Here is an 18,762-nt window from a genome sequence, read left to right as displayed (position 1 = left end):
ATAAAACTGGTGGAGGGGGACGGATTCGAACCGCCGAACCCTAAGGAGCGGATTTACAGTCCGCCGCGTTTAGCCACTTCGCTACCCCTCCGGGAAAATCTGGTGCCGGCTATAGGAATCGAACCCACGACCTACTGATTACAAGTCAGTTGCTCTACCTGCTGAGCTAAACCGGCAAAAAAACAAGATGGGTCAGGACGGAATCGAACCGCCGACACTTAGAGCTTCAATCTAATGCTCTACCAACTGAGCTACTGACCCATATTTTAAAATAAATGGCGGTCCCGACCGGGATCGAACCGGCGATCTCCTGCGTGACAGGCAGGCATGTTAACCGCTACACCACGGGACCATTTGGTTGCGGGGGCTGGATTTGAACCAACGACCTTCGGGTTATGAGCCCGACGAGCTACCACTGCTCCACCCCGCGATAATACTATAATGTTGTAAAAATAATGGTGGAGGATGACGGGCTCGAACCGCCGACCCTCTGCTTGTAAGGCAGATGCTCTCCCAGCTGAGCTAATCCTCCATCTGGGTATTGAAATGGTGACCCCTACGGGATTCGAACCCGTGTTACCGCCGTGAAAGGGCGGTGTCTTAACCACTTGACCAAGGGGCCATCGTTTGGAACACATCAAAGTGCTGGCGGAGAGTAAGGGATTTGAACCCTTGAGACAGTGTTAACCGCCTACACGATTTCCAATCGTGCTCCTTCGGCCACTCGGACAACTCTCCAAGAATGGCTCCGAAGGCAGGACTCGAACCTGCGACAACCTGATTAACAGTCAGGTGCTACTACCAACTGAGCTACTTCGGAATAATTTTAGTATATAGCCTAGCGACGTCCTACTCTCACAGGGGGAAGCCCCCAACTACCATCGGCGCTAAAGAGCTTAACTTCCGTGTTCGGTATGGGAACGGGTGTGACCTCTTTGCCATCATCACTAGACTATTTGAAAGACAATACTTATTATAACATATCTTATAAAAATTACAAGTATATTCTAATATTTTATTCTTTCAAAACTGGATAAACGGTGCATTGAATGTTTCAAACGTTTTTGGTTAAGTCCTCGATCGATTAGTATTCGTCAGCTCCATGTGTCACCACACTTCCACCTCGAACCTATCTACCTCATCGTCTTTGAGGGATCTTACTTACTTGCGTAATGGGAAATCTCACGCACGAACCGCTTCGGTGAAGTTATCGCCCTTGAGCCTGCTCTGGCAAAATACACCCGACGCGGGTTAGACCTGGATACCTACTGGTTTGTGCAATACGGTATGACAACCCAGCCGTATCAGTTCACGAAAGGCAGCATCTTTCATCTGATGGAACCGGACATCAACCAAGAGATCTACGGCCTGCCCGGTTATCTTTCTGCCATCCCATCCGCTTTGCTCAACGAGTCCGCCACGCTGTTCCGCCGCAAGTATTACATTAACGGCAGTCATGCAGGCTTCATCATGTACATGACCGATGCCGCGCAGAACCAGGAGGATGTGAACAACCTCCGCAACGCAATGAAAAGCGCCAAAGGTCCGGGTAACTTCCGCAATCTGTTTATGTACTCACCTAATGGTAAAAAAGACGGACTTCAGATTATCCCGTTGTCAGAAGTCGCAGCGAAGGATGAATTTCTGAATATCAAAAATGTTAGTCGCGATGACATGATGGCGGCACACCGCGTGCCGCCACAGATGATGGGGATAATGCCAAATAATGTTGGGGGGTTTGGGGATGTGGAGAAAGCCAGCCGGGTATTTGTTCGGAATGAACTGATGCCTTTACAAAAACGCATTGCCGAAATTAATGAATGGTTAGATGAAGAGGTAGTTAAATTTGAATATTATGGCTTAGAAAATAAGCAGTCATAAAAAAGAAGTGAACAAGTTGAAATTATCAGCTTGTTCACTATTATCTGTATTATCTCTACTGCATCCGTCCGGGTAAATCGCTTTCATTGCGTAAACGCCAAGCTAACTGTTCACGATCCCAAACTATATCGTCTTTGCTAGCCTTTCTAAAATTTGCTAGCACAGTACTGCTTATAGCGTAATTACCATTCTCATTAGTTTTGATGAACTCGTCCCCAAAGTCATTGATTAGAAATTCAACAACCTCGGACTGATACAACACACCATTAGAACGAGTGGTATTAACCATCCAGTCAACTATTTTTATCAGAGAATCATTCATCATCACTCTCAGCTTTTGGAACAAATAAAACTAGAGTATCTTCGTGAAAAACTCCGCGCTGGTTCTTAGCACCAATAAACCACGTACAAACTGCCATTGTAGCCGATTGGTAGTGATCAATTACCATGATTGGGCCATGTCCTGTTGCATGTTTTACTTTCTGGCCCGGTGTATATTTTGCCACTCTCACGTCTCCTTTCATGTGTAAGTTATCAATTTCAGAATATATCTACATTAATTGCAAGTAAACATGTTTGCGCGCGCTCGTATCCCCGCCACGCCTGCCCGCTTTATGCAGTGGTTTTCATGCACATGCATGACATGAGCAAAAGCCCGCCAGTTCTGGCGAATCTGAGCAAAGACGATCCTCAATCGATCATGCGATTTCATGCAGCATAGTCATGCACTGTCAAGGAAGTGAAAATCCGTATCTGAATGGCCACTTGAAAAACGGATCATACGGGTTTACAAAGATGAATGTTCGCTGTGAACGGGAAGCGGAAGTTAACTTTCAGATAACATAATCCATATGCACGAGAACCTCTAAAATAGAATGGGACACCTAAGCGGGGTACTTACAACTATTCTTTCCATATTCACAGTTAACACTCTGTTTGGCGTATTTTTATTCAAATAGCAAACACCAATAAAAGGAGTTTCCATGAACAATATTCCCCCTATACCACAGTTAGGAATTTATGTCTCAAAAATCGATCCCACCCTACGTATCACTGTAACCGATGTTGATATTGTTGATGGTGAGGATGATTCTCCTGATGATGAATTGTTTTATTTAGTCCACTGGATCGAGGGGGAAGATGAAAGTGATATGACAGCAATGGGATTTGAGCTAGACCCAGTAGAGTGGCAGGCTTTCGTTGAATCTGAGCAATTAGTGTTTGAGCGTGATCCGTACATGGATTCAATCCCCGAAAATTCAAACTTGGCAAAGATTCGGGATTTTCTCATGAAGACTAAACAGAATGATCATTCGTAAGTGTAAGCATCCATCAGGAAAATGGTTTTGTAAGTGAATCATCAACTTTTAGAGAGTCTCAGACACTCCCACTTCTGCTTCTGACACAAAGCGGACGATCACTTATCAAAATAACCGCCCACCTTACGCCTTATTTCACTCATTGCCCAAACTAGCCCCCATCAGAATGAATCCTCCTGGGGGCAACGTTTCTTAATGCAGCCAGCTGTCGTCCTCCCACACCTTCTGCATAATTTTCATCACTTGTTTTCTTTCTTCATCCAGTTGCAGTCCGGTTAGTTCCACACCGTTAGAGCTACCTTTGCGAATGCGAATTACCGTTTTGGGATACAGGGGGCGCAGATTGCGGTAAAGCTCGGATTCAAGGGCGTCCAGGGTAGACTGGCTAATCTTCTGCTCTGCAGCGACAGTACATGACCGCTTTGAGCTCACCAACGAGGCGTCTGATTTGATGTATCACCTGCTGGTGCTGTTGCAGGATCAGGGGCTGGATTTAACGACGGTAATTGAGAACCTGCGTAAACGGCATCAGTGAGTTGCGCGGTAAGCGGATGCAATGTTGTTGTCGCATCCGGCAAAAAAAACGGGCAAGGTGTCACCACCCTGCCCATTTTCTTTAAAACCGAAAAGATTACTTCGAGTTGTAATTACGCAGAGCATTACGCCCCAACACAATCCCCGCGCCAACCATGCCGCCCAGCAGCACCGCCAGAATCAAGGTAATTGCCTTTTTCGGGCTATCGCGACGAATAGGTAACGTCGGTTTCATCACATAACGGTAAGCATGAATATCAAGATCGTCAACCTTTAAGTTTTCGATATCCAGCAGGTTTTGACGAGTCTGATAGTAGTTTGGTGAGAACACCAACGGACGAGTCGCTTCATGCTTAATCATCGACTCCAGCGCTTCGCTCCCCAAAAGGAACAACGTATCTTGTGTCACATCTTCAGTCTGCTGAACCTGTGGCTTTGTCACCTGCGCCTGATTCGCATACTGCAACGCTTCCTGAATCTGACGGATACGCAGATCTTTCTGCTCCTGCGCGACTACTTCCTGAGTTTTCAGAGAATCCTGCAAGTTTTTCATACGCAGCGCGATGTTGTCTTTCAGGTCTTTTTCCAGTTCTTCATTAACCTGGTCGTCAACTTGCTGGATATACTTCGCCAACTGTTTCTGCGCACCTTCAGGTGTTTCACCCACATAAGACACCGCCAGTGGTAACGGCTGGTTTTTAACGGTAGGCTCAATGGTCAGCTTCTCTGCTTCTTCCTGGTTATCCAGCGTTTCCGCTAATGCTGAGAATGCAGTGCTGTAACGTCCGATAAGTGAAGCCTGAATGTCGGAGACTTTCGGTACAGCCGATCCGTAGATTACATTCATCGCGTTGGTATAACCAGCGATTTGCCCCACATCAGGTTGAGTAACGATAGCTGTGGAAGTCCACTTTTCTTTGGCAACGGCCAGATACCCTATAGCCAAGGCAATAGCCACAATGACAGAAATGATGATAGTCATCTTGCCGCGCCACAACTGCACCAGTAAATCAATCAAATCAATCTGTTCCAGGTCATGGTTTTGCCCAGAAACATTATTATTTTCTACTCTCATCATTACCCTAACGGACGAAATAATTTTAAGTCGCCATAGTTTAGCGATAATCGCCATGAATGCTATAGGATAAATGATAAAAAGAATGAATTATTACAAAGGGAACATAAGAGAATCAGGGCGAAAATCGCCCTGATAACAGGATGTTAGTCACTGCCAAAGAGATCGCGGGTGTAGACTTTGTCTGCCACATCCTTAAGCTCTTCTGCCATACGGTTGGAGATAATGACGTCGGCTTGTTGTTTGAAGGTGGCGAGATCACGTTCCAGGCGAGAGTTGAAGAATGAGTCTTCTTTCATCACCGGTTCGTAAATGATTACTTCAACGCCTTTCGCTTTGATACGTTTCATAATCCCCTGAATGGAAGACGCGCGGAAGTTATCTGAACCGCTCTTCATAATCAGACGATAAATACCCACCACTTGCGGCTTGCGTGACAAAATGGCATCGGCAATAAAATCTTTACGCGTGCGGTTAGCATCGACAATTGCCGAGATCAGGTTATTCGGCACAGACTGATAGTTCGCCAGTAACTGCTTGGTATCTTTCGGCAAACAATAACCACCATAACCAAACGACGGGTTGTTGTAATGGTTGCCAATACGCGGATCGAGACAAACGCCTTCGATAATCTGGCGAGTATTCAGACCTAAACTTTCTGCGTAGCTATCCAGTTCGTTAAAGTATGCCACGCGCATCGCCAGGTAGGTGTTTGCAAAAAGTTTAATCGCTTCTGCTTCAGTCGAATCGGTGAACAGGGTCGGGATATTTTGCTTAATCGCGCCTTCCTGTAATAACGCCGCAAAACGTTCTGCGCGTTCTGAACGCTCACCGATGACAATACGTGACGGATGGAGATTATCGTAAAGGGCTTTACCTTCACGGAGGAATTCGGGGGAGAAAATAAGGTTATCGATACCCAGACGTTCTTTAATTGATTTGGTGAAACCTACCGGAATTGTAGATTTAATCACCATGACAGCATTAGGATTAATTTCTGTCACATCGCGAATGACCGCTTCCACGCTTGAGGTATTAAAATAATTCGTTTTCGGATCATAATCGGTAGGTGTGGCAATAATAACATAATCGGCATTTTTATACGCGTCATACTTATCTGTCGTAGCGCGGAAATTGAGATCTTTAGTCGCCAGATACTCTTCAATCTCCTTATCAACAATCGGTGACTGCTTCTTGTTAAGCATGTCTACTTTGGCCTGAACGATATCCAGTGCAACCACTTCGTGATTTTGCGCAATCAGAATACCATTTGAAAGACCAACATAACCTGTTCCTGAAATTGTTATTTTCATTAGCTCTGACTTCTTCCGGTTAAACATTTAGAGTGGTCATTAATCCACCACCACAACTTCATCTACTGCGGGATTTTTAACGCTGATGTAGATGAACTGTCAAGACAGCGATCCTGCTGTGCGGCTCTGTATTATATCGCTTTTTTAATCATAAATTATAAAAAAAGGCCATAACCTGCCGCTTTGTATAATAAAAAAGCCCGGAGGGTTTCTCCGGGCCTTGTGTTGGTTAATTGATTTAAATCAGATTAATCCAGCCATTCAGTATGGAACACACCTTCTTTATCAATGCGCTTATAAGTATGCGCACCGAAATAGTCACGCTGTGCCTGGATCAGGTTCGCAGGCAGAACAGCGGCACGGTAGCTGTCATAATAGGCAACCGCAGCGGCGAAGGTCGGAACCGGGATACCGTTCTGTACTGCATAAGCAACGACATCACGCAGCGCCTGCTGGTAATCATCGGCAATTTGTTTAAAGTACGGAGCCAGCAGCAGGTTAGCGATCTGCGGTTTTTCGGCATATGCATCAGTGATTTTCTGCAGGAACTGCGCACGGATGATGCAGCCAGCACGGAAAATCTTCGCGATTTCGCCGTAGTTCAGATCCCAGTTGTACTCTTCAGACGCTGCACGCAGCTGAGAGAAGCCCTGGGCGTAAGAAACGATTTTGCCCAGATACAGCGCACGACGAACTTTTTCGATGAACTCAGCCTTGTCGCCAGCTGGCTGCGCTTGAGGGCCAGAGAGAACTTTAGATGCGGCAACGCGCTGATCTTTCAGAGAAGAGATATAACGTGCAAACACAGACTCGGTAATCAGCGACAGCGGTTCACCGAGATCCAACGCGCTCTGGCTGGTCCATTTACCGGTACCTTTGTTAGCCGCTTCATCCAGAATCACATCAACCAGGTAGTTACCGTCTTCATCTTTTTTAGTGAAGATGTCTTTAGTGATGTCAATCAGGTAGCTGCTCAGTTCACCGTTATTCCACTCGGTAAAGGTCTGCGCCAGTTCTTCGTTGGAGAGGTTCAAGCCACCTTTAAGCAGAGAATAGGCTTCAGCAATCAGCTGCATATCGCCGTATTCAATACCGTTGTGAACCATCTTCACATAGTGACCTGCACCATCGGCACCAATATAGGTAACGCATGGCTCACCGTCTTCAGCCACTGCGGCGATTTTGGTCAGGATCGGTGCAACCAGTTCATAGGCTTCTTTCTGCCCACCAGGCATAATGGAAGGACCTTTCAGCGCGCCTTCTTCACCACCGGAGACACCGGTACCAATGAAGTTAAAGCCTTCGGCAGAAAGCTCACGGTTACGACGGATGGTATCCTGGAAGAAGGTGTTACCGCCATCAATGATGATGTCACCTTTATCGAGATATGGTTTGAGGGAATCAATAGCAGCATCCGTGCCTGCACCTGCTTTCACCATTAACAGGATGCGACGAGGTGTTTCCAGAGATTCAACAAACTCTTTCACCGTATAGTAAGGAACCAGTTTCTTGCCTGGATTTTCGGCAATCACTTCTTCGGTCTTTTCACGGGAACGGTTGAAAATAGAGACGGTATAACCACGGCTTTCGATGTTGAGCGCAAGGTTGCGCCCCATCACTGCCATACCGACTACGCCGATCTGTTGCTTTGACATTGTTTACTCCTGTCAGGGGGCGATGGTTAAAAACGGACAATAATGAAAAGTATACTTTGAGCTATGTGCATCAGAAACAGAAATGCTGTAATCTATAATAACTTATCTTTCATATCCGTCAGGATTATTTTTCTGCCAGTTCCATGAATCGCGCAGCATATCCTCTAAATTAAGAGTGGCTTTCCATCCTAGTTTATCCGCTGCCAATTGTGGAGATGACCAACATTGTGCAACATCTCCGGGACGTCGGTTAGTAATTTTATATTTAACTTTTTCCCCTGTAATCTTTTCAAATGTAGTGATTACCTCCATTACACTATATGGTACCCCAGTCCCCAAATTAAATACATTATAACCATTTGAATTATAGATATAATTTAAAGCGGATATGTGACCAAGTGCTAAATCCGTGACATGAATATAATCGCGTACACCTGTTCCATCGTCTGTATCATAATCATCGCCATATATATACAAACACTCAAGTTCCCCCATAGCAACCTTCATTAAATATGGTATTAGATTATTTGGTATTCCAACTGGATCTTCGCCAATAATTCCTGATCTGTGAGCCCCTACTGGATTAAAGTAGCGAAGTGATGCAATTCTCCACCTTTCATCAGATTTCGCCAAATCACTTAGTATATTTTCAATAAATAATTTTGTTGATCCATAGGGATTTGTAACTCCACCAATATTAAAAGACTCATCTACGGGCATAATCAAGGAATTGCCATAAACTGTTGCTGACGAGCTGAATATAAAATTCCAAACATTAAACTCTTTCATCACCGCAAGCAAATTAAGCGTTCCAGATATATTATTATCATAATATTCCAATGGATTTTTGACGGATTCAGAAACTGATTTTAAACTAGCGAAATGAATAATAGCATCAAATGATGACTTCTGGAAAACACTAATTACTTTTTCTTTTTCTCTTAAGTCAATATCGTACACTGTTATTTTTTTATTTATTAGGTGCTCAATACGTTTAATAACATTTCTATTTGAATTAGAAAAATTATCAATTACTACTATCTCATGTCCCGCTTTAGATAATTCGACTATTGTATGGCTACCAATGTAACCAGCACCGCCTGTAATAAGTATACGCATTTTTCCCTTCTCATCAATTAAACTAAGAACTCTGTTTTATATCACGTTGTTCAATTTGATTTCTAAACTCAACATCTAATCTTAGCAATGATTCTGTATTAGAGGTACGTAAATTAAATCCCCATTACACAATATAGATGCTAAAGCCATGAAGATAATTTACCACAAACTCATTCTCCTTGGAGAAATTTGTCTATGGCTCGCTCACAATATTGTTTATGCCACAGTATTTTCAACACTTAATTCAAAAATAAACGTCAAAGATTTGATATTTATTTTTCGAACTACTCTTTTACAGAGAAGCCACTTTCTTCAATACAAATAATTATCCGGCCTTAAATTTTAGATTTTCATAACGCAGTACAATCACCTGCAGTAGCTATTTTTCACTTAAGCAAAACAGGTGTTATTTCGGATATAAAATATGAGATAGTGACCATAGTCCGTATTCCGTAACGCAGCAAGAAATACAGATATAATCTTCATGATTCTATTTTTTTAATATATTCGGCAATAATTAGATTTTCATCAAACTTTTCGACAGCTAATTTACGACTTTCTTTTCCCATCTCAACAGCATTGACTTTATCGATTAAAATGACTTTTTCTAAAGCGTTAACCAAGCTTTCTACTGATTTTGGTTTGCACAAAAAACCTGACACTTTATCTTTAACAGTATCTCTACAACCAACATTATCGGTAGTTACAATTATTTTCCCTAGTGCTGCAGCTTCGATTAAACTTTTAGGGATTCCTTCTCGATAAAAGGAAGGTAGAACGACGCAGTCCATCTTTTTAACTATTGTTTCAACATTATCAGTTGAACCGAGATAATTAACGACACCGTCATTAATCCAAGAATTTATCTCGGAATAAGAAATTGCCCTAACATTCTCATTATCAATAAAACCTAATAAATTAAAATCAACCTTTTCTTTATACTTATCTTTCAGTATACGAGCTGCATCAGCATATATTCTCACTCCTTTTTCCTCTAGTAACCGCCCAACTAATATAAAACGTCTAGGGTAATCTAATTCAGAAGGGGAGTAACTAAAGCGGTTCAAATCCACGCCAGATCCTGCGATTAAACTCGCTTTACCAGTAGACACAACCTTGTGTCGTAAAAATAATTCTAAGTCATCCCGATTTTGAAAAAATATGTGCTTTGCTTTCTGTTGAGATAATTGATAAAGCCATAAAAAAAATATTCTTTTCGCACCTTTTCTTACAAAAGCATCACCTAATCCAGAAATATTATTAATTACTGAGATTTTTTTGGGAGCAACAATACTTCCATATATGTTATTCTTCGGTGTGAAATTAAGCAAAACATTGATTTTTTTTTCCCGTAAGATCTGGTACAAGTAAAACATAACCTTTAATTCAGCCAAAGGGTTAATACTTCTTCGCCGCAATGGTATCCCATAAACTTGACAACCTAATGTTTCAAGTAATTTGCTATATTTTTGATCTAAGGCTGTAATCACTACAACATGATACCCTTTTTTTATGAGAGCTTCTATAGTGCTCTTCCTAAAATTGTAAACATACCATGCCGTATTGGCACTAATGGCAATAGTTTTCATGATATTTTCATTATCTTCCTGAAGTTATATTGAAAAATACTTAATAATTTAAATAGAAAAAATGCAAATAAACTTAGTGCTATTTCTTTTAATGAACCACTGTAATTAAAATAAAGTAATATAGATATTGCCATCGCAGCACCAGCGCTACCATAATTTTTTGAAAACACATGATAAAGGAATTTAGTTATTAACAGAATAAAAAAGAAACAACATAGTACACTCAGTAAACCAAAAGTTGATGATATAACAAACAAACCTGGCACGGTTATGGCGAAGCCTGCATTATCAAGTTCTGAATTGATAAAGTTGATACCAAATAAATTATCCAGTGGTCTATAATCATTTATTCCTAAAAAACTTTTAGGTATAAGAGCAAGAAGGAATTCTTTGATAAAAAATTCCCCTCCCTCTCCATTCTCAATTATTATTTTATGAAAAGCATCTCTAATTTCATATAAATAAGCAATATTTGATATCTGAGATAGTCTAGATATCACATATTCGAAATAAATAAAAAATGGAATATCAAACATTACCCCCGAACGAAAGTAATATTTCAATTTATAAACATAGAAAAATAGAACAATAAATATAGGTAGTAATATTACCAAAAGCAATTTTTTAGTAAAGTTTATCCTCTGATTTCTATATCGATATAATAATTCAGCTACAGTAATAATGAATAGATGGCTACTCCATCCTTTTAGTAAAATAAAAATAGAAGCACTTATCAATAGTGCAACCTGCATTTTCCTGATATTCTTGCGTACAACTGCATAATATATTAAAGTACTTTGAAATACAGGGAGAATATTTTGTAAAAAACCTATATCCGATGTGCTGGTGCCAGCTCTCCCAATACCCAATATATAAAACACAAAAATATTATAAGAAAGAACAAAAGCAAAAAAGACATCAATTATTCTACTAGTCGATACCTGAACACATTCATAATATTTAATATCTCTATAGATGAAAAACACAGAATAGGATAACACAGACATTATTAGAAACAAGAATAATTCTGAATGTGTCAAAGAAATACTGATATTATTTAACGTATTCCCATAGTTGTTTGTTTCAATTAAGGTAAAGTAAGAAATAACGTTAATTAAACAATATCCTATTATAATAATACTTTTTATATTCTTCATGGCTTAGTTAAACAATTAATCAATGATAAGTATTTTTTCTTGATATGCATAATATTAAACTCCTCCACACGACTTTTAATTTTACTGCCTATGAAAGTTGTGTGATTTTCGTTCATATAATTAATTGCCTTTGCCAAGGCAAGAGCATCACCTACAGGATATAAAATTCCAAATTCATTTTTAATTATTTCATTTCTTCCCAATTTGCCATTAATACATAATATTTCCCTCGGCCCAGATATACAATCTGATGCTATTATTGGTTTACCCAGACATAATGCTTCAACAAGAATATTAGGGAACCCCTCACTTTCAGAGCATAAAATTACCCCTTTGCTTTTTTTTATTACTGCATACGGATTACTTAAATGCCCGACGAAGACAAATTTATCCTTGAGATTTCTTGATTTTATTAAACCCTGAATTGCTGTGATATATTTCGGATCCCCATCCCCGACTATTAAAATTTTTATATTATCTGAAGTAATATTCTGAAAGGATTCCACTATAGTTTCAATTCTTTTCAAAGGAATAATGCGACCAACTACAGTATAGTAACTTATTTCATTTAAATTACAATCAAACTGACTATTTATTTTATCTATTACATTTATATCATTAGACAAATATTTTATTCTAGCGAGATCATGCGGATTATAAACAAGCACACCATTTTTATTTTTATGTTGCGTGATATAGTCATTTAACATATCGGATGATATACATATAACAGCATCAGCTTTACTGTAAAGGTATTTTACTATCTTTTTTATAAAGGCATTATTAATACGCCTAAAACTAGAGTGATGAACACATATTAACTTAAAATCGAAGAAAATCTTTAAAAAACAATATACTAAATTAGGACGTATCATATGGCTTACTACTATATCACAATCAGAACTGGCTTTTCGTGCAAAAAAAAGATAAAGCAATAATCTAATATATTTATTTTTCAACTTAATTTTATTGATGACTAATTTAACTCTTGTATTTAATTCGTACTCAATTTTATTCTCAAATGAAATAAATTTCACATTATTTTCATCGCTTAATATATTTGCAAGATTACATGCAATTTTTTCAGCACCGCCATTTGCAAGTGAATCAGCTGAAATAGCAATGGTTTTATTTTGATAATTCATTAATATATTTATCCCATGCATTAACTGAATTGTAGTAGTTCAATTTTGCTTCTTTCTCAATCTGTTGTTTCAACTCATAACTATATAATTCAGATAGATTATTTAATGCTATCCTAGCTTCATTTTCTTCTAACGGTATAACTGAAACTAAGTTTGTATATTTTTTGCTGACATTTTTAAATTCATCAATATCAGAAACTATTACGCCTTTCTTATATTTGGAAGCATAATCAATTAGCCCAGTTTGCGTAACATCGCTATAGTACAAACATAAATAATCACACCAGCTAAATAATAGTTCAGATATATCAGCATTAATATATTGATTAATCAAAGTTATATTTTTGCTGTTAGCAATATCCAATTTTTCTTTTTTACTAAGATGTCCGCTACCGGCAATTATCAACTCAAAATTCTCGTTGTTTTTTATTATATTGACTAATCCTTTTATGTTTTTATAATCATCAATTCTTCCGAACTGCAAAAGTTTTATCTTTTCTTTAGCAACATGCCTCTCCTCATAATGAAATGGCATTTTAAGATATACTATCTTATCATTTTTCTCCTCATTGACATTGCTATGAATTATAATCTTTGTGAAAAATCTAATGTGATACCTATATAAAAAAATTAATATTCTTTCCTTTAAACTAGCTCCAGCCCTTAGTTTGTGATCATGTAAAATCAATATTACCTCTGTCTCATGAAGTGAACCGGTTAATATTAATTTGTAAATATTAATATTATTATTGCAAAAGATAACTCTCTTATATTTATTTTTAATGATTTTATTTTTCAGCTCTTTATAAGACGTGAACTGATAATATTCGAACTCATGCTTCGATTGTTTATCTAACCACACAGAAAATTGTTTAACGCCACCATTTTTAGGAAAGTTTACTAACAATACATTTTTCATAGCTTGATTACAGCCTTTATGTCTTTAACAATAAATAATGGTGCTTTTACAAAAGAAATCATAATATTTTTAATTTCCAAATTAATGTCCTTGTCTAGAAACAGTAAAGGGAAGACTAAATTTGTCAATACTTGTCCAATAATTGAAACCAATCCAGCACCTTTTATTCCAAAATAAGGAATACAGAAATAATTCAATAATATAATTACAATCAACCCTAAAGAAAAATATATAACACTATACTTCTGTTTCTGTTTTTTTATTATGACAAAATTCATCGCAAAACCTAATGATTTAAATACATTGCTAAATAAAAGTAAAGTGATCACATCAGCAGCATTAAAATATGCTGGCGAAAAAAAACTCTCTATTATAAATGGGATAAATAATATTGACAGTGCAATAATAACTACACCCAAAATAATATTAATCCTATAGATCATACAGATTAATTCATTGTCATTACTATTTAAAATCTTCCCATAAAATGCACTAGTAAATGTATTGGGAAGGATACATAAAGCAGAAGATATACTTATTGCTACAGAAAAAACGCCTAATTCATTAAAATTTAAAAAATGTAAAATTAGTATCTGGTCAATTTTTGAGGAAAAAATCAAAACCATTGACACATAAAATAAAGGCAATGACATTATGATTATTTTCTTAATTTCACAATAGTTAATAATATGACGACCTAAGGTAAAATGTACTTTTATTTTTAAATATGAAAATAAGATGTATATCACTCCTTCAAGTGCAAATGCCAATGCTACCAACTCGTAATAGCGCCAATAAGCAAATATTATTTTTGCAATTGTTGACAGTAAAAATGCTAACGTTCGCATGGAAGAGAAAAATTTTGAATTTGCTATTCCAGCATAATACAACTCATAAGGTGTAATAATGGTATATGCATATGCACTTAGAATTAAGATGCTTACATTAAAATTTGATGATGTTAGGAAAAGAGAATAAATGACAGCAGTTACAACGAATGTCGTCCCTCTAAGTAGTAAACTTAGAAAAAGCATTCTATCCTTTTCAATAGGATTATTTATACATTCTCGTGTTGTTACATTGTCGAGCCCTAAACTTGATATTGTATAAATAATCATTCCAATCGAATATAAATAACTATATTCACCATAAATTGTCGGGCCCAACAAGTTAGCCAGATAAACAACTGAGATAAAATTAACTATTAGCCTTACTATTTTTTCTGACAATAACCAAATAGAATTTTTTAAATAATAATTCGCCATAAACGGTAAATACAAGTTAATTTTTAGGTACAGGGAACACGCTACCGCCCCTGGCTTTACAGCTACCAGAGCACTGCATGCATGTCTACGATGTGACGAGCGTTACCCACTCGCGCTAAAACCGAAAAATTCAAACGCTAATTGTCTTACCAATCCGCTCTGGAAACAAGGAAAATCCTGGAAAACTTTGACTAAAATCCTATTGCTAACTCGTTGTTATTCTGATTGTTTATATAAAACAACGGCAGGAATATTCGCAGCAAATTACTTTCGCCACGAATCTTCACTGCCGTTATAATTTTCTTATCAACCGTTACATTCGGTCAGATTTTCATTATTCGCTTAACAGCTTCTTAATACCTTTACGGAACTTCGCCCCTTCTTTCAGGTTGCGTAGTCCATACTTCACGAACGCTTGCATATAACCCATTTTTTTACCGCAGTCGTAGCTGTCTCCAGTCATCAGCATGGCGTCAACTGACTGTTTTTTCGCCAGCTCGGCAATGGCATCAGTCAGCTGAATACGTCCCCATGCACCAGGCTGAGTGCGTTCAAGTTCCGGCCAAATATCGGCAGAAAGCACATAACGGCCAACGGCCATGATGTCTGAGTCCAGCGTCTGCGGCTGATCCGGTTTTTCGATAAATTCGACGATGCGGCTGACTTTACCTTCGCGGTCCAGCGGCTCTTTGGTCTGAATAACGGAGTATTCAGAGAGATCGCCCGGCATACGTTTTGCCAGCACCTGGCTGCGGCCTGTTTCGTTGAAGCGCGCAATCATGGCTGCAAGGTTGTAACGCAGCGGGTCGGCGCTGGCGTCGTCGATAACAACGTCTGGCAGTACCACGACAAATGGGTTGTCACCAATGGCAGGTCGCGCACACAAAATGGAGTGGCCTAAACCTAAAGGTTCGCCCTGACGCACGTTCATAATGGTCACGCCCGGTGGACAGATGGACTGCACTTCCGCAAGCAGTTGACGCTTCACGCGCTGCTCAAGGAGAGATTCTAATTCATATGAGGTGTCGAAGTGGTTTTCGACCGCGTTCTTGGACGCGTGAGTTACCAGGAGGATTTCTTTGATCCCTGCAGCCACAATCTCGTCAACAATGTACTGAATCATTGGCTTGTCGACGATCGGTAGCATCTCTTTGGGAATCGCCTTAGTGGCAGGCAACATATGCATCCCAAGACCCGCTGATGGCAAAGAGGTCACACCCGTTCCCATACCGAACACGGAAGTTAAGCTCTTTAGCGCCGATGGTAGTTGGGGGCTTCCCCCTGTGAGAGTAGGACGTCGCTAGGCAAACAAAACAGTCAGCTGTGTGCTGGCTGTTTTTCCTTTTATAAAAAGAGTAAGTACAATGAAATAATTGTACTTACTCTTTAAAACATTTATTTTATATCAAAGAAAGCAGCGAAACTTCTTTAATGATATCTCCATATTAAAAACATCACTTTAATGGGCTATAAAATAATCAGTTCCTTAGGAGAGTGAGTGATGACTTCCACACCTTCTTTTGTAACGATAACATCATCCTCGATACGAACACCACCTACATTAGGTATATAAATACCCGGTTCGACAGTTAGTACCATATTTTCTTCTAACATGTCTTTACATATGGTAGACATAAATATATTTTCATGGATATCTAAGCCTATGCCATGTCCTGCACCGTGTCCGTAATTTTGTCCATATCCCTTTGCAGTAATGTAGTCTCGTGAATAACGATCTGCCTCTTGTCCAGTAATACCAGCCTTCATATTGGAAAGGGCATGTTGTAAGGCACCATGAACTATATGATATACTTCTTTTAATTGCTCTAATGGTTCTCCAACAGCAATCGTTCTTGTCATATCAGAACGATAACCTCGGTAGTAAGCACCAAAATCCATTGTCAACATGTCACCTTGCTCCACTATTTTAGAGGATGCTACGCCATGTGGGAGTGCTGAACGATGGCCAGAAGCAATAATCATATCGAAGGCTGCACCTGTTGCACCATTTTTTCGCATATGAGACTCTAATTCATAGGCAATATCAAGTTCTGAAATACCTGGTTTGATGAATGTCAGAATATGATTAAACGCCTCATCGGAAATCCATGCTGCTTTCTTAATTATTTCAATTTCTTCTGGTGTTTTAATCATCCGTAAATCTTCTACAATAGTAGGCATTGGTTTTAATATAGCTGTCAATTTGCTCTTCATTAATTGATAGGTAAAATAAGTTACATGATGTTGCTCAAAACCAACAGTTTGAATTAATTCCTGTTCAAGAATTTCCTGAATGGTTTCATATAAATGGTTGCGATCAATCTCTAGTACTTCAAAGGTGTCACACTGATTTGTTGCTTGCTGTGTATAGCGGAAGTCTACTAATAAAAGTGCGCGTGTCTTTGTTACAATGACTGTACCTGCACTACCTGTAAAACCTGTTAGATAGCGACGATTTTGAGCATTTGTAATAATAATTGCATCGGTATCGTGGAGCTGTAAGGCTGCTTGTAATTGTTCTAATTTTGACATGTTTTGTTTCCTCCTTTAAAGTTAAATATACTGCAAAATTTGCATCATGTTTAGAGCTTATATGATTATGTGGAAAATGCATTGCAGGATAAATTCTATCCTAGATTAGAGATTGTTGGAAAATATATTATTAAAATATGAAAAAAGCTATTGTATATCTATATTTTCTATGATATATTTATAAATGTCTTAAAGAGGTCCCGTGGTGTAGCGGTTAACATGCCTGCCTGTCACGCAGGAGATCGCCGGTTCGATCCCGGTCGGGACCGCCATTTAAATTAATATTACAGTCCTTATGATTTTACATCATAGGGACTTTTTTGTATGTGTTTGGAGTATGGATCCAATACATCTTTCAGGAGCTTATCAGTAAAATTAAGTAGAAATTACATGACCAATGAATAACGTCGAAAGGATTAACACCGCCTTATAGAAACACAGAGGCTAAAAGCATAACATTCTGTGAAGTATTTGAGACCAACTTCCCTTTATTATTTCATAAACAACATCTATTTCCCTAAAACATATCAAGGGTGTCTAAAAAATGGCTTAAATCGCTGTGAAATAATCGAAAATATGCCCATAAACATAGCGAATTTCATATATTTAACATTATCTAAAAATAGTAAAAATTACCGATAAATGATTGCGTTTTTATAAGGTAAAATTAGAGTGTTTCTAATGTAAAGATTAGGGGTAAAAATGTAGAAGTAATCGGATTGGCTACGGAGGTGTTTAGATGAGCAAAGATTATTCTTTTAAAAGTATTTATTTCCCTTTGCTTATTGGTTCCATGATAATGATGGTAGGCTGTGGAGATCCTATTATGGAGATTGAAGAATCAAATGCGTATCACTGGCAAAAAAATATGAATGAAGTAGAATTTGAGAAATTAAAAAATGATATGTCATATATTGAGGTAGTAGAAGCAGCAGGCGGAGCAGGTAAAAAAATCAAAAATAATGAATATCGTTGGAATGATGAAATCTTGATGACACAGGCCTATATAGTGAAATTTAAGGATGATAAACTAATTGGCAAAGAAATCATAGCAGTGAAAGGTCATTCAAACAGATAAATAGTTGTCACGTCTTTGTAAAAGAAGGCGTGTTTTTTTATTTAAATGAGTTACCTATGTCATAAAATTAGGCTTTTTAACGAAGACAATCTAAGTAGGATATAATGATATTGGATGCTTTGAACATTTTCGCTAGTTTAGGTAAACTAGAGGTAATGTAGTGATGAGAGGAAAAATGAGA

Annotated in this window: 18 protein-coding genes, 10 tRNA genes and 2 rRNA genes; 6 read left to right on the top strand and 24 right to left on the bottom strand. The window is 38.5% G+C overall.

Annotated features, from left to right (window positions below; genetic code table 11):
- Window positions 1-7: 7 nt before the first annotated feature.
- The 10 genes from QH639_RS03220 to rrf (QH639_RS03175) form a co-directional block, all read right to left on the bottom strand.
- Window positions 8-91: transfer RNA gene (locus tag QH639_RS03220), tRNA-Tyr, on the bottom strand.
- A 9-nt stretch (window positions 92-100) separates the two neighbouring features.
- A tRNA-Thr gene (locus QH639_RS03215) sits at window positions 101-176 on the bottom strand.
- Window positions 177-188: 12 nt separating this feature from the next.
- A tRNA-Phe gene (locus QH639_RS03210) sits at window positions 189-261 on the bottom strand.
- A gap of 15 nt (window positions 262-276) precedes the next feature.
- Window positions 277-352, bottom strand: a tRNA-Asp gene (locus tag QH639_RS03205).
- 3 nt (window positions 353-355) lie between these two features.
- Window positions 356-430, bottom strand: a tRNA-Met gene (locus tag QH639_RS03200).
- A 26-nt stretch (window positions 431-456) separates the two neighbouring features.
- A tRNA-Val gene (locus QH639_RS03195) sits at window positions 457-532 on the bottom strand.
- A gap of 15 nt (window positions 533-547) precedes the next feature.
- Window positions 548-622: transfer RNA gene (locus tag QH639_RS03190), tRNA-Glu, on the bottom strand.
- A gap of 24 nt (window positions 623-646) precedes the next feature.
- A tRNA-Ser gene (locus QH639_RS03185) sits at window positions 647-738 on the bottom strand.
- Window positions 739-743: 5 nt separating this feature from the next.
- A tRNA-Asn gene (locus QH639_RS03180) sits at window positions 744-820 on the bottom strand.
- A 16-nt stretch (window positions 821-836) separates the two neighbouring features.
- Window positions 837-952: ribosomal RNA gene (rrf, locus tag QH639_RS03175) — 5S ribosomal RNA — on the bottom strand.
- A gap of 227 nt (window positions 953-1,179) precedes the next feature.
- On the opposite strand from rrf (QH639_RS03175), the gene QH639_RS03170 reads away from it, so the two are divergent.
- On the top strand, window positions 1,180-1,881 hold the full coding sequence (locus QH639_RS03170) for a phage portal protein (RefSeq protein WP_281116178.1): 702 nt from the start codon (window positions 1,180-1,182) through the stop codon (window positions 1,879-1,881).
- Between the two features lie 55 nt (window positions 1,882-1,936).
- On the opposite strand, the gene QH639_RS26460 is transcribed toward QH639_RS03170, so the two are convergent.
- Entirely contained in the window at window positions 1,937-2,203 is a 267-nt protein-coding gene (locus QH639_RS26460; protein WP_024169232.1) for a DUF6953 family protein, read from the bottom strand.
- Window positions 2,196-2,387, bottom strand: a complete 192-nt coding sequence (locus QH639_RS03165; RefSeq protein WP_024169233.1) for a hypothetical protein — start codon at window positions 2,385-2,387, stop codon at window positions 2,196-2,198. Before QH639_RS03165 ends, QH639_RS26460 begins: the two co-directional genes overlap by 8 nt.
- A 477-nt stretch (window positions 2,388-2,864) precedes the next feature.
- Here QH639_RS03165 and QH639_RS03160 point away from each other — a divergent pair, with 477 nt between their 5' ends.
- The gene (locus QH639_RS03160; protein WP_001059831.1) at window positions 2,865-3,200 is read left to right on the top strand and encodes a DUF8087 domain-containing protein; all 336 of its coding nucleotides are present in this window, start codon (window positions 2,865-2,867) and stop codon (window positions 3,198-3,200) included.
- 192 nt (window positions 3,201-3,392) lie between these two features.
- Here the strand turns inward: QH639_RS03160 and QH639_RS26455 are convergent, their stop codons facing one another.
- The gene (locus QH639_RS26455) at window positions 3,393-3,632 is read right to left on the bottom strand and encodes a DinI family protein (RefSeq protein ID WP_481817319.1); all 240 of its coding nucleotides are present in this window, start codon (window positions 3,630-3,632) and stop codon (window positions 3,393-3,395) included.
- A 19-nt stretch (window positions 3,633-3,651) separates the two neighbouring features.
- Here QH639_RS26455 and QH639_RS03155 point away from each other — a divergent pair, with 19 nt between their 5' ends.
- The gene (locus tag QH639_RS03155) at window positions 3,652-3,735 is read left to right on the top strand and encodes a pyrophosphohydrolase domain-containing protein (RefSeq protein WP_281116177.1); all 84 of its coding nucleotides are present in this window, start codon (window positions 3,652-3,654) and stop codon (window positions 3,733-3,735) included.
- Between the two features lie 96 nt (window positions 3,736-3,831).
- Here the strand turns inward: QH639_RS03155 and wzzB are convergent, their stop codons facing one another.
- From wzzB to galF, 10 genes are all read right to left on the bottom strand, one after another.
- Window positions 3,832-4,812, bottom strand: a complete 981-nt coding sequence (gene wzzB, locus QH639_RS03150; RefSeq protein ID WP_077875010.1) for an LPS O-antigen chain length determinant protein WzzB — start codon at window positions 4,810-4,812, stop codon at window positions 3,832-3,834.
- A gap of 143 nt (window positions 4,813-4,955) precedes the next feature.
- Window positions 4,956-6,122 (bottom strand): UDP-glucose 6-dehydrogenase, encoded by a 1,167-nt coding sequence (ugd, locus tag QH639_RS03145; RefSeq protein ID WP_000704798.1) that lies wholly within the window; start codon window positions 6,120-6,122, stop codon window positions 4,956-4,958.
- Between the two features lie 248 nt (window positions 6,123-6,370).
- The gene (gene gndA / locus QH639_RS03140) at window positions 6,371-7,777 is read right to left on the bottom strand and encodes an NADP-dependent phosphogluconate dehydrogenase (RefSeq protein WP_053263899.1); all 1,407 of its coding nucleotides are present in this window, start codon (window positions 7,775-7,777) and stop codon (window positions 6,371-6,373) included.
- Between the two features lie 102 nt (window positions 7,778-7,879).
- Complete coding sequence (gene galE / locus QH639_RS03135) at window positions 7,880-8,896, bottom strand: UDP-glucose 4-epimerase GalE (protein WP_032265458.1); 1,017 nt, start codon at window positions 8,894-8,896, stop codon at window positions 7,880-7,882.
- Between the two features lie 482 nt (window positions 8,897-9,378).
- On the bottom strand, window positions 9,379-10,485 hold the full coding sequence (locus QH639_RS03130; protein ID WP_053263900.1) for a glycosyltransferase family 4 protein: 1,107 nt from the start codon (window positions 10,483-10,485) through the stop codon (window positions 9,379-9,381).
- On the bottom strand, window positions 10,482-11,642 hold the full coding sequence (wzy, locus tag QH639_RS03125; protein ID WP_072664657.1) for an oligosaccharide repeat unit polymerase: 1,161 nt from the start codon (window positions 11,640-11,642) through the stop codon (window positions 10,482-10,484). The genes QH639_RS03130 and wzy overlap by 4 nt, the downstream gene beginning before the upstream one ends.
- Window positions 11,639-12,787 (bottom strand): glycosyltransferase, encoded by a 1,149-nt coding sequence (locus QH639_RS03120; protein WP_053263902.1) that lies wholly within the window; start codon window positions 12,785-12,787, stop codon window positions 11,639-11,641. Before QH639_RS03120 ends, wzy begins: the two co-directional genes overlap by 4 nt.
- The gene (locus QH639_RS03115) at window positions 12,771-13,706 is read right to left on the bottom strand and encodes a glycosyltransferase family protein (RefSeq protein WP_032265048.1); all 936 of its coding nucleotides are present in this window, start codon (window positions 13,704-13,706) and stop codon (window positions 12,771-12,773) included. Before QH639_RS03115 ends, QH639_RS03120 begins: the two co-directional genes overlap by 17 nt.
- Window positions 13,703-14,971 (bottom strand): oligosaccharide flippase family protein, encoded by a 1,269-nt coding sequence (locus QH639_RS03110; protein WP_130564990.1) that lies wholly within the window; start codon window positions 14,969-14,971, stop codon window positions 13,703-13,705. Before QH639_RS03110 ends, QH639_RS03115 begins: the two co-directional genes overlap by 4 nt.
- Before the next feature lie 334 nt (window positions 14,972-15,305).
- On the bottom strand, window positions 15,306-16,178 hold the full coding sequence (gene galF, locus QH639_RS03105; protein WP_281115650.1) for a UTP--glucose-1-phosphate uridylyltransferase GalF: 873 nt from the start codon (window positions 16,176-16,178) through the stop codon (window positions 15,306-15,308).
- On the opposite strand from galF, the gene rrf (QH639_RS03100) reads away from it, so the two are divergent.
- Window positions 16,165-16,277 (top strand): 5S ribosomal RNA (gene rrf, locus QH639_RS03100). The two genes, galF and rrf (QH639_RS03100), sit on opposite strands and share 14 nt — an antisense overlap.
- Before the next feature lie 161 nt (window positions 16,278-16,438).
- Here the strand turns inward: rrf (QH639_RS03100) and QH639_RS03095 are convergent.
- Window positions 16,439-17,503 (bottom strand): M24 family metallopeptidase, encoded by a 1,065-nt coding sequence (locus QH639_RS03095; RefSeq protein WP_281115649.1) that lies wholly within the window; start codon window positions 17,501-17,503, stop codon window positions 16,439-16,441.
- 196 nt (window positions 17,504-17,699) lie between these two features.
- Between QH639_RS03095 and QH639_RS03090 the strand changes: the two genes are divergently transcribed.
- Window positions 17,700-17,775: transfer RNA gene (locus tag QH639_RS03090), tRNA-Asp, on the top strand.
- Window positions 17,776-18,242: 467 nt separating this feature from the next.
- Window positions 18,243-18,581, top strand: coding sequence for a hypothetical protein (locus QH639_RS03085; RefSeq protein WP_048394912.1), 339 nt, complete (start codon window positions 18,243-18,245; stop codon window positions 18,579-18,581).
- Window positions 18,582-18,762 lie beyond the last annotated feature (181 nt).

Source organism: Lysinibacillus sp. 1 U-2021, from assembly GCF_029916965.1.
In the GTDB taxonomy this organism is placed as follows: domain Bacteria; phylum Bacillota; class Bacilli; order Bacillales_A; family Planococcaceae; genus Lysinibacillus; species Lysinibacillus capsici.
Note: the sequence above shows the minus strand (reverse complement) of the source record. Positions and strands in the feature narration are given on the sequence as shown.